Genomic DNA, 13,964 nt, shown 5'->3' on the forward strand with positions numbered 1-13,964 from the left:
TCAGACTCAGAAGGTCGCACAGCAGTCCTGCCAACGCCAGAGAATGTAAAGATGGTCCTCTCCTGGTCCCGGATAGGTGCGATGGATACCCCAGCGGAACGGGCTCTCGCCAATCACATGACTGCTGTTGGCTTCCGGCAGCGGGTAGAACATGGAAAACTTGTATTGGCTCTTGGGCAGAAAGGGCGCGATGGGGGCCTTGCACAGGGCGTCATCGCCCATGGTGCGCCGGGCAAATCCCCGGCGATGCAGCGCCGCCATGGTGCGGGTGGCCGACAGCGAGGTGGCGCGCGGACGTGAGCCCAGCGTCGGCTGTGCTCCAGCGAAGGGATACAACAAGCCCCAGGTGCCGGCGCACCAGAACAGCTCATCGAGCGGGGTGCCGGCAGTGGCGGAGACGCCATCGGCCAGGCAGGCAGCCAGCGCCGGCGGCGAGGTCAGCCAGGCCGCTTCGGGATGGGTGAAGAACGCCAGTTCGGAGTTGTTCCAGGTAGGGTCCAGTTCGGAGAAGTGCAGGATATCCAGCTCGCTAAAGCCGTCCGGGTTGCAGCGGTCGTCATAGAGCAGGTCGAGCATCACCAGCAACGGGAAAGCATAGACATGGACGTTGTAGAAGGCCGTGTCGCTGCTGTCCTCCTCGCTGTTTCCGCCGCTGCCGAGCAGGCGCACATCACCAAATGGCAGCCGGATGCCGCCCAGGGATGGGGCACAGGTGGGATTGCGCACCATCTCGATGATGCGCGCAGGTTCCCACATCCCGATGGTGAAACCGGGCTTGGGGATGCCGAGCGGATCGGGACAGACGCAGACCACTTGATCGGTCGCGCCAGCGGGAATGTGGCCCCCGCCAATGGGCACCCCGGCGATGCGCACGGGAAACAGACAGGACCAGCAGACATCGGTGATGAGCTTTTCGCTCAGCAGCTCGGCATCCGGGCAGGTGGCGTCCTCGGCTTGGGTTGGAGCGGTGACGCTGATCAGCAGCGCAAGGCCAGCGAGAAGATACAGGGAGGAGCGATTCATTCCATCTCGCTCCTGGCGATATCCGGTTCGACCTGCCCAACCATCGCCACTTCCTGCACCCTGAACTGCAGTCCCACTGCCTCGACGATGGCGGGAACCCTGTCCAGGGAGAAGCGTTCGCGCATCTCCGGGGTCAGCAGATAAACCCGGCGCTCGAGCTGTTCCATCACCCGGGTCAGCGCGTTCCAGCCGCCTTTGCGATGAGCGCCGGTCAGCAAGAAGGTGGTGGGCTTGTCGGAGGGATCGCTAGCGAGCGATTGTGCGAAGGCGAGTTGACGGCTGTCCGACGCATCGAAGATGACCAGACGCTGGGTGAAGGGAACCTTGTCCAGCGGATTGACCGAATCCCCCGCTCGGACCAGCAGCGTGCCATCGGGTAGATGCACATCCGCCCCCGCCGTGACGGTCGGATCGATCCAGCGCTCGCGATCTTCGCCTGCCGTGGGCAGGGGCTCGAACGGCAGCCGGTCGAAGGCCCTAGCAACCGCCCGTTCGCCCAAGGCTTTGAAGTCCAGGCGCGCCAGGCGCTGGTGGATCAATTCCAGAATATCCCGCTCGGCGATTTCCCGAATGGGGCCGCGCACGCCCAGATCGCCGGTCTTGTCCTCGTCCAAGGCAGCCCGCAGCCAGGTCGTGCTGGCCAGGCCAGACACGCGCGCTAGTTCCTGGCCATCGGGTCCGGTCGCGACCAGGGTCGGGACAGATTCGATGTCGTACTCCCGAAAGGGCGTCGGATCGAGCAGGACTGTTGGCGGCGGGTCGATGTCCTGAAGCAAGGGCTTCAGCGTCGCCATGAAGTCCAGCAGCGACTCGTCCTCGCCGATTCCGCGAAACAGAATGCGCGTCTCGGGCTGGCCGGAGGCGAACAGGAAGATGTCCCGCAGCTGGGCATCGCCGAGAGAACGCGAGGCGAACAGGGTGAAGGTGATGGTTGCGGGAGGGTTCTCGGCGGACTCTGAGCCGCTGGCGCAAAAGCCGGTTTCCTCCTCAATGATCGTCCTGGCGCGCTTGGCGATGGTTTCAGCGTCCGTGGCAAAGACGCTGGACCGCTCATTGGCCTGTTGGAGCCAAGCCGGCAGCGGCTGGCCGTCGATGTGCGACAAAATCGCGTTGGCTCCGGCCTGAATCGCCTGGAGTTTAGCGTCGATGTCCATAGGCGAGGACGGTTCCTGATTCGTCGCCCACACCTGGCTGACCACGGTCAATCCGCCGGTCAGCAGCCCGAGTCTTCCAACCCGTCTGGCCATGCGCAGAGGTCTCCACTCAGAACAGCGCATACGCCCTCCCGATGACCTGGTTCTGCGGCAGCAAGCGCCAGTAGCGTGAGTCGAAGCTGTCGCGCGTGGCGCCCATGACCCAGAGAAAACCCTCGGGAATGGTGAGCGACCCAACCAGAAAATCCGCAACGGACAATCCCAGCGCCTTGGCCAAAGCCGGATCGCTCTCCGGCTGCATGACGCCGTTGATGGACGTTCCCTCTGCCGTGACCGACACCTGGTCACCCGGAATCCCGGCAACCCGCTTGATGATCGTCTGCTCGCGACGGAAATACGGCGCCATCACCTCGGTCGCCGCGAAGGCACGGAGCTGATCGCGCTTGATGGACTGCCGGTCAAAGGTATCGATCAAATACCAACGATACGGTGGCAGACATTGGCTGACCTGATCGTCGATGCCGATGCGATAGCGCGCGCAGCCATAGCCAATGAGAATCAACATGGCGGTCAGCACCAGCAGGGCTTTCATGGCAAAGCGGTCCCAGGGTTCCCGGCTGGGCTTGAGCTTGGGATGGGACTTGGCTTCGAGCGCCGACCCAATCATGGCTGACCCTCCGTCGGCTGGAGGTAAAGCCCTTCTGGCGCGGCCAGAACCGCCTGATCGTCCAGAACCAGAAAGCCATGCTCCGCCAGGCTTTCGGCCAGCGTCCGAATTTCCGACCCATCCTGTCCGCCGCGCAGCCAGTCGGCGACGGACAGCACCAGAATCGGGTTTGCCTGATGGTCTTGATTCACCGCCATGCGGTCTGCAACCAAGCTCCCAATCAGCCCGCCAAGAACAGCTGTCAAAACGGGAATCGCCAGCCGGGGATTGATCCACTCCGAGCGATCTTGCTTGCCCTCACCCATGCCCACGCTCCCACAGCAGCCGGCGGATGGCGCCGACCACATCCAGCCCTTGCTGTCTCAAGCTCTCCAAGGCCGCCACATCCTGCGGCGCCGTGCTGTAAAGCAGCCGCCGGAACGGATCGACCACCAGCCGGCCGATGCCGCCGCCCATGGTGGTCAGGCAGAAGATTTCCGAGTAAGCCCCCGGGACTGTATGGACCGTCTTGAGCAGTTCAGCTGCCTCGACCGGAATCGGCAGCCGTTTCTCTTGCGCCAACTGGTCGATGTTCTGCGAAGGCTGGGCGAGCAGAAAGGTATTGGCACTGTTCTCGGCAATCGCCCGTCCGACCGGGTTGGCATAGAGGTCCGCCAGTGACTGGGTGACCGTCACCGCCGCGCCGCCGTATTTGCGGAAGCGCCGGTAGCCCGATTCGATAAAGCGCCCGACATCGCCCTGGGTGAGCAAGTCCCAGGCCTCGTCGATCACCACCAACTTCTGCTGGCCGCGCTCGCCGAGGTACATGGCCTGCTGGATCTGGTAGATCAGCTGGAGCAGGACCACCTGTTGCAGATGTCTCCGGCTTTTCAGCTCCTCCAGTTCCAGCACCACCAGCGGCGCGGTGAAGCGGATGCTGTTCGTGCCATTGAAGAAGCGCCCATACTCGCCCTGACTGGTAAAGGCAAAGAGCTGGCGGCCAATATCCTGCACCCGGGGATCGTCTTCCCGGAGCAAGGCATCGGCGATGGCATCCACCGTCATCTTCGGACCCAGCGCATCCCAGACCTGCTTGAGCACCCGCTTGAGCCCGGCGGTGCGATAGTCCCCCAGCGGCTCGGTCGGTGCGGCCATGGCGGTGATGATCGCCAGCACCACGTCGGCTTCCTCCTCCCAGCGCTGCACTAGCTCGAAGGGATTGATGCAGAGATCCGAATCCGCCTGGAAGGCGATGAACTGCCCGCCCAGGGCTTCACAGAGTTTTTGATAACTGCGCCCGACATCGACAATCCAGCAGCGCGCCCCGGCGCTGAGGGAAGAGGCAATCAGCTCATTGGTGAAGAAGCTCTTGCCCGCCCCTGAGCTGGCCGCGACCACGGCGTTGTAGTTGCTGGTGGAGTCAAACAGCGACAGATTCATCAGCTGCCCGCTGCGCGAGAGCAGATTGACTACCGGGGTTGGCGTGCCTTTCCAGTCACCGAAGACCGGCAACAATGTCACCGCATGCCGTGCGGCCAGGGTGCGATAGCGCATCATGTCGCGGATGGCCCGACGGTCCATGCCGAAGGGCAAGGCTTGCAGAAACAAGGGCAGCACGAAGAACCGATCGCGCATCAACTGAAAGCCAAGCTCGCGCCAGTAGGTAATCGCATTGGAAGCGACCGCTGCCGCCTCGGCGGGACTGGAAAACAGCACCAGGCTCAGATAGCACTGCACGGGCCGGTCACCCTGGTCCAGGGCGGCAAAGAGCGCATCGAACCCCTGCTTGCGCGAGACCAGTTCCGGCATGAACTTGGCCAATGGCCCATAGGCGGTATTGGTCGCCCACTGGCGCTGCCCTTTCATGCGGCTGCGCAGGCGTTCCTGGTCAGGGAAATACAGATTCAGGGTGACCAGGGCGTTGTGGCGAATACCCCGGGTGCCGGACAGGGGATCACCCAGATAGCGCGCCGCCAGGCCGAAGTGGACCTGGTCCGGGTAGCGTTTGCAGGAGAGCACCTGCACGCGAGTCTCCCCGAGGGTTAGGCCATCAGCGTCGACCTCTAGGCCATGGTCGTAATCCAGCAACTGTTCGCGCAGAATCCGCGTCGGGTCGCACTCCGGGGCGATGCGATGGCGCCAGGAGGCGTCCTCGCCCCAGTTGAGCAGTGTGCCGAGCAACCTGACATAGTCCTCGGCGGTCAGCGGCTGCGGACGCAGCCCGGCGGTGCTGAGCATCTGCTCGGTCTCGGCGCGATGCTCATTGGTATGGGCGATCTCGGCCGCGTTGGGCAGCATGGCGGCGATGGGCACTTTCACCCCGACGAAGACCCGCAGATCGCGCACCCGCACCTCGGTGCCGGGGATGATGGGGTCGCTCACCCCGGTGCGCAGGAACTGGGCGCGCTCCTGGGTGGCTTCGCGCAGGACGCCAGGGTCCAGATCCAGGCGCAGTCCGAGCATGACGGCCAGGGCTTGGTCGATATCCGGGGTGGACCAGAGGGCGACCTGCATCTGGGTGCCGGCGGGCCAGTCCTGGTTCAGCAGGACCGAGAGACGCTCGGCATAGGATGAATCAGCACCGGCCAGGGGGGTACAGAGAAAGCCATACCCCAGGGTCTGGTCGTCGTGTTGGAACAGATTGCAATCGGGGGCGAAGGCGAGCGGGCTGAACAAGTTCGCCGCGCGCTCGCCCTGAAACTGACGGGCGGGATGGGTCATGGCTGGTCGGGGGCCTCTTGCTGGGGCTTATAGGTCAATTGAATCCGCGGCGGCTCCGCGCTCAGCAGCCAGGCGCGGCCGCAGGTGATCAGCTGACGAGCGCGGGCGGGTTTGCAGGGGGCGAGAAAGCGGCCTTGGTCATCCAGCACCGCCACGGCCGATGGCCGGCGTCTGGGTCCTCGTTGGTGTCGCATGGTGGGAATGGCCTCGCTGAATTCGGGGATTGAAACGGGCGGTGAATTCATGGGAGGCGGTTTCCCGCCCAGGCTCGGCACGCCTTGGTCCTGACAAGGGCCGGTCAGTCAGCACGCGATGCTCAGACGATGGGCAGGGTGGCGGAGACCACCGCATCGACGATGTCGGGGGCCATGAACAGCCCCAGCCCGGCGGCGATGCCGATGGCAAAGGACATGATCGACTGGCGTGCGACACCGGCGATCAGCCCGACGATGATGAAGGCCACCGCGATGATCCGGCCGAGCAGACCGGTCATCCAGCCGATCAGCATGTCGTAGGTGGCCTGGAACTCGGTGCCGCCGGCGCCGGCCAGCGCGGTGTCTGGTAACAAGAGCACCAGCAGCGGCGCGCCGAGCAGGGCGGCGTGCAGCAGTGGGCGCGAAGACAGGGATGGGGTGGCGGTTTGGGTTTGGTTTTGGTTTGCTACCTTGGTCATGAATGACTCCTTCTTCGGTTGGGTTGGGGGTTGGCTCAGGGTTTGCGCGAGGCTTCGGAACTCGAGACCCGGCGCGGTTCAAGCTGCAGGGGTGTCAGGACGGCGCCGGTCGCTGTCTCGGTGGCCGAGGCCAACTGCCAGCGGCGTGGCACCACTTCGGTGAAGACGTGGCTGGCGCCATGGAGGTTACCGGCGCTGTCCTCCCAGGGGGCGATCCAGATGCGCAGGACTTGCGCCGGGGCGCGGCTGGGGGTTGGGGTGGATTCAGTGGCTGTGTTGCTGGCCGCTGCCTGGTCTGCGTTTGCCGCTGCCGGTTCGTTGGATTGCTGATGCTTCGCGTCGAACCCGTGCGCGCGTTGCGAACCGGTGGGGTTTGAGCGGGTTTCGAGCACCACGCCTTGCCCCGCAACGATGATCGGCGCAGATACCTCGGAAGGACGTGGCGACGGGGTCATGCAGCCGGACAGCGCGGCAGCGGACACTAAGGCCAGAGCAAGGTGACGAGATTGACGGACGCGGATCATCGGGCGTTCTCCTGTTGCAAGCGGCGCTCGGCCGGTGGTGGGCCATCACCGTCGGTCAGGGCATAGATTTCGGCGGTGGACAGACACAAGGGTCGGCTCGGCAGTCCCTCGCAGGCGTAGCGCTTGGCGCCGAGGCCGCCGGCGCAGCCGGTCAGTGCGAGGGTCGGGACAAGCAAGAGGGCCAGAACTAAGGCGCGGATGCTCATGGCTGCTCTCCTGCCAGCCATGTGGTCAGGCTCTCCGGGAGTCCGCGCTGGATGCGCCCGTCTGGCGCGATCAGCGTCGGGACCGAATCGATTCCTAACAGCCGCGCGGTGATCAGCGCCCGGACCAGGGGTTGGGTGTCGCAGTCGGACGTGGGTCGGGGAAGCTCGGACCAGGTTTGATCCAGCAGCGCGGATTGGGCGGCTTGCGGAGATGGAGCGCAGAGCAAACGCCGCGCGGCCTGGGCCGAGTCCGCACCGCCGAGTGGCAGCGGGATGACATGGGCGGGCGTCTCGGTCTGCGCGAGACGTTCAAGCAGTTCCTGGCAGGCCGCGCACAGTGGATCGATGAAGACCCAGACGGGCTTGGTGTTGGACTCCTGGTCACCGAGGCTGATAGCGCCCAGGTCCGCTGGATCAAGCCCGAGTCGATCCAAGTCGACTCGGCTGGCCAGTACCTGCGCCTGGCGGACGGATGTCAGCTGTTCGCCATGCCACAGATCCCAGGCATCGCCGGTAAAGGCATAGCGGCCGTTGCCGCTGAGAAAGGCGACCCGGTCTTGTAGTTGCAGCATCTGCACACCGCTGCCGGGTAACTGGATCGACGCATCCAGCGGGGCTGAGAGATCGGCGAGATCAGGCGGAAGTGGAGGCGCGGCAAGTGCCGCCGGCCCGGTCAGGGCCAAGAGAAAGGGAAGACTGGAACGAAGTGAAATATAGTGGACCCCGATTTTAGGACAGTCATTTAAGTTAGTCCTGCCTCATCTGGAGAGACTTGAACAGACCTGGAGAGAGCAGATGAGTGAGAGGCAACGCAAGACCTTCAGTGCTGCCTTCAAAGCCAAGGTTGGCTTAGAAGCCGTACGCGGAATGAAGACGACTAACGAGATTGCGCAGGACCACGGGGTTCATCCGGTCCAAGTGGGCCAGTGGAAGAAAGCCATTATCGAGGATGCCAGCAGGCTATTCGAAGGTCGGCGTGGTCGCAAGAAAGCGGGCGGTCATGGCGACGAAGAGCGTCTCTACAGCGAGATTGGGCGGCTGAAAATGGAGCTGGACTGGTTGAAAAAAAAGTCCGGTGTGAGCCTGTGAGCGTGCGTCGCGGGTGGATCGACATGGGCGGCCTTGACGCGGTTGGGTTAGCGGTCAGCCGCCAATGCGCGCTTCTCGGCGTTCACCGCTCTGGAGTGTATGCGCACAAGCCTGATCGCCGGGCTGAGCCCAGCGAACTGGATCAAAAGCTCTTGCGCCTGATTGATGCGGAATACACCAAAAGACCATTTTATGGGAGTCGACGCATGGTTGTGATGCTGCGCGCACAAGGCCATGTGGTCAGTCGCAAGCGCGTTCAGCGTCTCATGGGCGTTCTGGGATTAGCCGGCATGTTGCCTGGGCCTCATACCAGCAAGCCGCATCCCGAGCACAAGATCTATCCCTACTTGTTGCGTGGGCTGGCCATTGTGCGTCCCAACCAAGTCTGGAGCAGTGACATCACCTATGTGCGACTCGCGCACGGATTCGCCTACCTGGTGGCCATTATCGACTGGTACTCTCGACGGGTGCTTGCCTGGCGCCTATCGAACACAATGGAAACCGGTTTTTGCATCGACTGCCTGGAGGATGCGCTGCGCCACCATGGCCGGCCGGAGATCTTCAACACCGATCAGGGCGCGCAGTTCACCAGCCTCGCCTTCACCAAGGTGTTACATGACGCCGAGGTGGCCATCAGCATGGATGGGCGCGGAAGGGCTTTGGACAACGTCTTCGTCGAGCGTCTGTGGCGCAGCGTCAAATGGGAGGACATCTACCCCAAGGGCTATGAGACGCTCTCAGAGCTGTTCATGGGCCTCTCGGAGTATTTCCCCTTCTACAACGGCGAACGCCCCCACCAGGGGCTTGGCTACCGAACGCCGGACCATGTCCATGTGAGCGGCGAAGGCGGTGGTGTCGTGGTCGCCGATCACTTTGGCGACCGCCCGCCAGCGGACTCGTCGGCTCCGCTACGCTCCGCCGACGAGTCCGCTGGCGAAGACCTGGGGCAGCGCCTTACCGCTGCGACCGAGGTGGGTGCGCTAACTTAAATTCGGGGAAAAACTGTCCTTGACATGGGGTCCACCTCAAAAGGCGCATGGGAAACCTGCATCAGTCGGGTTGCTGTGGCGACACAGCTTGCCCGGATGCAGGGTTCTGAAGCGACAGTGAAAGCTAGGGATATCAGCGTTGATTCCCGCTTGCTTAAATGAAGATTCCCGAAATTATCTGGCCCCCAAGCACTTACCGCCTTCTTGACCATTGGTCTCAAAAAAAGCAACGCGCAAAAATGAGGCCCTTAGCGCGCCTGAGAACGCTGTCGCGGGGAGGCATCCTCGGCACTGATCCCCGATGTCGCGCTAGCTCACTTCAAGGAGACCCCATCAATCGCGGCAATTTCTCTCGAATGGATTTTTGGCCGCGTCAAAAAATTCGCAAAAACGGCGCTTTGGCTCATCTGACTGTGTCTGTGCGCCTTGCGCGTCTAGATCGGCACCGCCAAGGTCAAGCTAGGGCTGCCGGCGGAATCCGTGATCGAAAGCGCCCACGAAAAAAACCTGCCGGGACGGGACAGTTAGTCGAAAATCTCGCCGCATCCACGTCTTCTTCTTATGTGAATGGCCGCAAGACCCATCTCCCGCGACCTTGCGTCGCCAGCTGGCTGAGATCTCGAAAACTTTGCGACTCCAGTCGAAAAATGAGGCGTCGGAGCGTCTTTAAATATGTCAGCCGCTTTGGCGGGAGTCGAAACCGACGAAAACCGAGAGGCATCATTGACTGATGAGTCAGTCGAAAACTTCGCCGCCTCGACGTCTTCTTCATCATGAGGCGGGCCGCTGCACCCGTCTCGCTGACCGTTGCTTTACTAGGCATCTAGCGACGGCAGTCGTTCCGCAGCGCATCTTAAGAGGAATGAAATGATGGTTTCTACTAACCCCAACATCCGCACGCTCGTGTCGCAGGCAGTGACTCAGTATCCATGGCTAAGCCCTGAGAAGGGTCGTCGCCATTGGCGTTTACGGTCACAGCGGTCGCAAGACTTTGTCTTGATCCCGTTCTCGCCATCTGATCGCCGTGTAGTCAAGCACCTCCAAGCACAGATCCGACGCTTAGCCGAGTACGGTCGCGGGTTTATCAACGGCAAGCACCACTAATAAAGACAGAATCGTAAGAAGATAATTTCCTACAAATACATTATATATCATATTGTTACAAAATCTATTAATGGCTGGGGTCGCCCAAATCGGGTGGCTCCAGTCGAAAAATATAGCATCCAATCGTTCTTAGTTTTCCCAGCATGCATTCACCTGCGAGGCTATCCATGATCAAGAAGATCTTTGCCATTGACCTAACACCCTGCGAGATCGTCGCTCGCGACCAGGGGCATCAGTACTTTCCCCTCGAGGCGATGCGCACGCTCATCGCTGGTGATGATGTCGACCTGATCGAAACCGTCGTGACGCTGGTCGAGCGTGTGGCTGACGATAACGCCGAATCGATCGCATCCAACCGGGTGAATTTCACCCGGAAGCAGCACGCGCTCGAAGATGCCGGCGCACGCGTGATCCGCGCTCCGGCGAAGCGCTTGCCCGACGGCGGTTTCAAGCAGTCGGACGATCAGCGTCTAATGATCGCCACCCTGTCGTTGGCTTTGCGACTGCGTCCAGACTTCTTGGTGCTCGCCGCCGCCGATGGGGACTTCGCTCCAATGGTTTGGGAGTTGCGTGACGTGGGTATCCGGACCGAGGTAATGGCCCGTCCGCAGATGCTGGCGAGCGATTTGCGCCGTGCCGCGTACTCGGTCATCGATCTCGATGAGGCACTAAACCGCGTTGGAGGAGCACGCTAATGGGATTGAAACGCGATGAGTTGGGATTCGTTCGCTCGAGCGGTTACGGACGCATTCGGCGCGATGAACTGGAGCAACTGCTCCGTGTTGGCCCTCGAGATTCGGTCTACCGCTCCGGGATCGACCATGGCGTACGTACCGGGCAAGTCGTCACCGACCAAGAAGTTATGATCAAGCCAGGCGACACCTTTTCTGCCGGTCCTCGGGTGGTGAAAGGTGCGACTTTGGCTCCGTTGCCGGAGGCGCTGAAGCGAGAAGTCGACGCCCTGAGCCACGCTGGATTCGGTGGTGTCGGCATGCCTGAACCAGCAGAGGAAGGCTGGCGGCTGCGGCTGCGGGGGCTGACCCTTCCTGGAGGAAGCCGTACCGATGCCTTGATTCTGTTGCCCAAGACCTACCCCTTGGCCGCACCGATCGGTTTTTACTTGGCAAAGGGCGAGCAGACCGCACAGTTGGATCTTAGCCATCTGTTTGATCGCTCTTACTATGATGCACCTGACCTGACAGGACAAGGCTGGCAGTGGTACTGCGGGGTCGCCGACAACTGGCGGCCTGGCCATCATACGTTGGTCGCCTATCTGACGGTGACCTTGGCCTTCTTCGCCGACAAGGCGGTCAACTGATGAGCGCGGAACCCGTTCTCCGGGTTCCGTGGGGCCTGGCCGAGCGGATCCAGGCCCTACTGCATCCCCAACCATTCCAAGAGCGTTTTGCCTTTGCCGTCGCTCGACCGTTGCAGAAAGACTCAGATGCGCCGAGCGCCTTGCTGGAGCAATTGATTCTTCTCGATACAGAGGATTATGAGCGAGCATCTGATGCTAGCCTGGTTTTGACTGACAAGGCGTCTTCTCGGCTCAATCGATGGGCAGTCCAACTGGGTGACAAGGGCTGGTTGGCCGTGCATCTCCACAGTCATCCATCTGGTATAGACCACTTCAGTGCGACTGACGATGCAGCGGAGTCGGCCCTCTCTCAGTGGCTAGACAGCCAAGGGGTTGCGCACTACTGGAGCCTAGTTTGGCCGTCTCGGGGGATACCGCGAGCACGTCTTTGGATGTGTGGCAAGCCATTCGATGGTCAGTTGTATCTCGGGTTGGCACCCATGGATACGACAACCAGCACGGCATCCCCCGCCCTTGATCGCCAGCGCGCTTTCGGACCGGGCCTGCGTCAAGCCGCCAAACAGATCCGTGTCGGTCTGGTTGGTGTTGGCGGACTCGGAATGCTAGCGTTGGAACAGCTAGCGCGAGCCGGGTTTCGTCGTTTTGTCCTGGTGGATCCGGATACGATCGAGGTCAGCAATCTCAATCGATTGCCGAGCGTAACCGCGCGTGATATTGGCCGCTTCAAAGTTCAGGTCGGAAAGCGCTTGGTTCAGCAGATCGCGCGCAGTTTAGACGATGAAGCTGAGGTATCTGCCTGGAAACAGGATATCTACCGTTCCCGTGCGGCACAACGAGCGCTCGGGAGTTGCGATTTGATCCTGGCGGTGACCGACAATGAGCTCAGCCGGACTATGGCACTGAGTCTCGCGTTAGACAGCGGTCGCGAATACCTGCAAGCAGGCAGCGATATCACGTTGGGAGAGGACGGTTCGATCATCGGGTTGCGGGCGGAGGTAACCGGTGCCGAGACCGGTCGCTACTGCCCAATCTGCAGCGGACGGTTGTCGCCGGGGCAAGCCTCGATTGAAGCTCGTGCTTATGCTAGCGGTGAGGTGGTGGCTCACGCGCGCAGCGAGGGCTATCTGCCTGATGTGGCGGCACCGGCGGTGATGAGCCTCAATTCCGTCGCCGCAGGGATGCTGGTGATGGAGATTCAGCGCAGAGCATCCGGACTGGGCGTGCGTGATCTAGTGCAAATGGACCTTCAGTCGAGCCGGATGCTTGTGCAAGACCGCGTTCAGGTTGGTCACGATTGCGAAATCTGTGGTGCCTTAGCTTCACCACCTACCACATCTCCGAAAGCCCCGACACTCAGGCCAAGCTTAGGTGTGACGAAGATCTCAGATCATCCATAACCGTGCTGTACCCAGTTGACATATTTAGACGGATTTACGATAATTTTAGACATCTTCCGCACCTGTGCGGAAGACTGCGTTAGGGATCTTTAACAAATCGGCGAGAGCAGGCAGTTTCCAGTCAAGGAGACTGCTATGCAATATTCAGGCCATCCAATTTGGTCAAAGGTTGAGGGTCTCACCAAGGCCATCGCTCGCAAAAACAGCTTTCCCATGTCAGAACATGAAGATCTTGTCCAAGATGTCATGCTCAAGGTTTGGCAGCACCGAAATGCGGTGATCAACAAGGGCAAGGCTCACTACGGATACTTGAAAGCTTGTATCGGATCTGTAATAGCGGAGCACAAAGAAAGCTACATCAAAAACACGGATTACGGAAAAGCTCGCGAGTACACCGATCGCGCAGCATCTAAGCGGTCCTCGGGAACCCAGCAGCAGAAATGTGTTGCTCCTGAAAAGACCTTTCCTGATTTCTACTTAGCAGATCATCGATACGAAGGATCTTTGGTGAGCGAACATGTACTCGATGGCAACATGGAATTCCTAAGAAGCCAGCACGATGTTCTTGAAGAAAGCCATGCTGACCATCTCCTATCTCAATTGCAGCGTAATTCCAACACGATGCGGGCAGGATTTCGAAAGGATGTTCGCCGTTTGTTCCTAAGCGGACTGATGGGTGAAGGTAGCAGCCAAAGAAAGGATATCGCGGTAGAACTAAACCGCGACATAAAGGCTGTTTCGGACGCGCTAACCGAGATACGCAAGCTTCTGAAAGCTGAGATAAAAAAATTAAATCGTAATTAAGTAAAAAATTCAGTAAAAAATTCAGTAAAAACTTCCATTAAAAATTATTAAATTGCATATTTAAGATAATTATTCGATCAACCATCTGTCTGCTCTCGTTGATGTTATCTATTAATATACGCAGACCGCAAAAAGCCGAACCCTAGAAAAAGGGTTCGGCTTTTTTTTGCCAGTTTTTTAAGTATTTGCCCAGCAGTTTAGCTACACTACGTTATTTTCTCCCAATTCAGCAGTTCGAAATGATGTGACTGAGATGACCTCTTTATAAAAAGCGTTCCTGCAGTCGCCTCCCGTCTGTTTGCATGAAGCAACTCGA

The 13,964-nt window shown here is 60.3% G+C and carries 14 protein-coding genes and 1 pseudogene; 5 read left to right on the top strand and 10 right to left on the bottom strand.

Annotation, left to right across the window (positions count from 1 at the left end; all coding sequences use genetic code 11):
- Window positions 1–6 precede the first annotated feature (6 nt).
- From Thiofri_RS15220 to Thiofri_RS15265, 10 genes are all read right to left on the bottom strand, one after another.
- A complete protein-coding gene (locus tag Thiofri_RS15220; protein ID WP_009146886.1) occupies window positions 7–1,023 on the bottom strand; it encodes a TraU family protein in 1,017 nt (338 codons plus the stop codon).
- The gene (locus Thiofri_RS15225; RefSeq protein WP_223296654.1) at window positions 1,020–2,270 is read right to left on the bottom strand and encodes a TrbC family F-type conjugative pilus assembly protein; all 1,251 of its coding nucleotides are present in this window, start codon (window positions 2,268–2,270) and stop codon (window positions 1,020–1,022) included. Before Thiofri_RS15225 ends, Thiofri_RS15220 begins: the two co-directional genes overlap by 4 nt.
- Window positions 2,271–2,286: 16 nt before the next feature.
- On the bottom strand, window positions 2,287–2,844 hold the full coding sequence (gene lepB / locus Thiofri_RS15230) for a signal peptidase I (protein WP_009146884.1): 558 nt from the start codon (window positions 2,842–2,844) through the stop codon (window positions 2,287–2,289).
- Window positions 2,841–3,149: a hypothetical protein gene (locus Thiofri_RS15235; protein WP_323705349.1), complete on the bottom strand. Its 309-nt coding sequence runs from the start codon at window positions 3,147–3,149 to the stop codon at window positions 2,841–2,843. The genes lepB and Thiofri_RS15235 overlap by 4 nt, the downstream gene beginning before the upstream one ends.
- Window positions 3,142–5,544, bottom strand: coding sequence for a type IV secretion system protein TraC (gene traC, locus Thiofri_RS15240; protein WP_323705351.1), 2,403 nt, complete (start codon window positions 5,542–5,544; stop codon window positions 3,142–3,144). Before traC ends, Thiofri_RS15235 begins: the two co-directional genes overlap by 8 nt.
- Window positions 5,541–5,789: an RRXRR domain-containing protein gene (locus Thiofri_RS15245; RefSeq protein WP_009146636.1), complete on the bottom strand. Its 249-nt coding sequence runs from the start codon at window positions 5,787–5,789 to the stop codon at window positions 5,541–5,543. Before Thiofri_RS15245 ends, traC begins: the two co-directional genes overlap by 4 nt.
- Window positions 5,790–5,860: 71 nt before the next feature.
- The gene (traA, locus tag Thiofri_RS15250; protein WP_009146637.1) at window positions 5,861–6,217 is read right to left on the bottom strand and encodes a TraA family conjugative transfer protein; all 357 of its coding nucleotides are present in this window, start codon (window positions 6,215–6,217) and stop codon (window positions 5,861–5,863) included.
- Between the two features lie 35 nt (window positions 6,218–6,252).
- Window positions 6,253–6,741 (bottom strand): TraV family lipoprotein, encoded by a 489-nt coding sequence (locus Thiofri_RS15255; RefSeq protein ID WP_323705355.1) that lies wholly within the window; start codon window positions 6,739–6,741, stop codon window positions 6,253–6,255.
- A complete protein-coding gene (locus Thiofri_RS15260; RefSeq protein ID WP_323705359.1) occupies window positions 6,738–6,947 on the bottom strand; it encodes a conjugal transfer protein TraV in 210 nt (69 codons plus the stop codon). The genes Thiofri_RS15255 and Thiofri_RS15260 overlap by 4 nt, the downstream gene beginning before the upstream one ends.
- Complete coding sequence (locus tag Thiofri_RS15265; RefSeq protein ID WP_323705361.1) at window positions 6,944–7,630, bottom strand: thioredoxin domain-containing protein; 687 nt, start codon at window positions 7,628–7,630, stop codon at window positions 6,944–6,946. Before Thiofri_RS15265 ends, Thiofri_RS15260 begins: the two co-directional genes overlap by 4 nt.
- A 112-nt stretch (window positions 7,631–7,742) precedes the next feature.
- On the opposite strand from Thiofri_RS15265, the pseudogene Thiofri_RS15270 reads away from it, so the two are divergent.
- The 5 genes and pseudogenes from Thiofri_RS15270 to Thiofri_RS15290 all read left to right on the top strand — a co-directional run.
- Window positions 7,743–8,911 (top strand): annotated as a pseudogene (locus Thiofri_RS15270) (IS3 family transposase); the annotation flags it as partial.
- 1,385 nt (window positions 8,912–10,296) lie between these two features.
- Window positions 10,297–10,824, top strand: a complete 528-nt coding sequence (locus Thiofri_RS15275; protein ID WP_009146877.1) for an NYN domain-containing protein — start codon at window positions 10,297–10,299, stop codon at window positions 10,822–10,824.
- A complete protein-coding gene (locus Thiofri_RS15280) occupies window positions 10,824–11,447 on the top strand; it encodes a hypothetical protein (protein ID WP_009146876.1) in 624 nt (207 codons plus the stop codon). Before Thiofri_RS15275 ends, Thiofri_RS15280 begins: the two co-directional genes overlap by 1 nt.
- Window positions 11,448–11,587: 140 nt before the next feature.
- Window positions 11,588–12,844 (top strand): ThiF family adenylyltransferase, encoded by a 1,257-nt coding sequence (locus Thiofri_RS15285; RefSeq protein ID WP_190275758.1) that lies wholly within the window; start codon window positions 11,588–11,590, stop codon window positions 12,842–12,844.
- Window positions 12,845–12,979: 135 nt separating this feature from the next.
- The gene (locus Thiofri_RS15290) at window positions 12,980–13,648 is read left to right on the top strand and encodes a hypothetical protein (protein WP_009146874.1); all 669 of its coding nucleotides are present in this window, start codon (window positions 12,980–12,982) and stop codon (window positions 13,646–13,648) included.
- Window positions 13,649–13,964: the final 316 nt, after the last annotated feature.

This window comes from Thiorhodovibrio frisius (assembly GCF_033954835.1).
Classification (GTDB): Bacteria; Pseudomonadota; Gammaproteobacteria; order Chromatiales; family Chromatiaceae; genus Thiorhodovibrio; species Thiorhodovibrio frisius.

What these genes read in the sequence shown, in the direction of transcription:
- Thiofri_RS15220 (WP_009146886.1), bottom strand. Translation starts at nt 1,023, where the DNA reads ATGAATCGCTCCTCCCTGTATCTTCTCGCTGGCCTTGCGCTGCTGATC.
- Thiofri_RS15225 (WP_223296654.1), bottom strand. Translation starts at nt 2,270, where the DNA reads ATGGCCAGACGGGTTGGAAGACTCGGGCTGCTGACCGGCGGATTGACC.
- lepB (WP_009146884.1), bottom strand. Translation starts at nt 2,844, where the DNA reads ATGATTGGGTCGGCGCTCGAAGCCAAGTCCCATCCCAAGCTCAAGCCC.
- Thiofri_RS15235 (WP_323705349.1), bottom strand. Translation starts at nt 3,149, where the DNA reads ATGGGTGAGGGCAAGCAAGATCGCTCGGAGTGGATCAATCCCCGGCTG.
- traC (WP_323705351.1), bottom strand. Translation starts at nt 5,544, where the DNA reads ATGACCCATCCCGCCCGTCAGTTTCAGGGCGAGCGCGCGGCGAACTTG.
- Thiofri_RS15245 (WP_009146636.1), bottom strand. Translation starts at nt 5,789, where the DNA reads ATGAATTCACCGCCCGTTTCAATCCCCGAATTCAGCGAGGCCATTCCC.
- traA (WP_009146637.1), bottom strand. Translation starts at nt 6,217, where the DNA reads ATGACCAAGGTAGCAAACCAAAACCAAACCCAAACCGCCACCCCATCC.
- Thiofri_RS15255 (WP_323705355.1), bottom strand. Translation starts at nt 6,741, where the DNA reads ATGATCCGCGTCCGTCAATCTCGTCACCTTGCTCTGGCCTTAGTGTCC.
- Thiofri_RS15260 (WP_323705359.1), bottom strand. Translation starts at nt 6,947, where the DNA reads ATGAGCATCCGCGCCTTAGTTCTGGCCCTCTTGCTTGTCCCGACCCTC.
- Thiofri_RS15275 (WP_009146877.1), top strand. Translation starts at nt 10,297, where the DNA reads ATGATCAAGAAGATCTTTGCCATTGACCTAACACCCTGCGAGATCGTC.
- Thiofri_RS15280 (WP_009146876.1), top strand. Translation starts at nt 10,824, where the DNA reads ATGGGATTGAAACGCGATGAGTTGGGATTCGTTCGCTCGAGCGGTTAC.
- Thiofri_RS15290 (WP_009146874.1), top strand. Translation starts at nt 12,980, where the DNA reads ATGCAATATTCAGGCCATCCAATTTGGTCAAAGGTTGAGGGTCTCACC.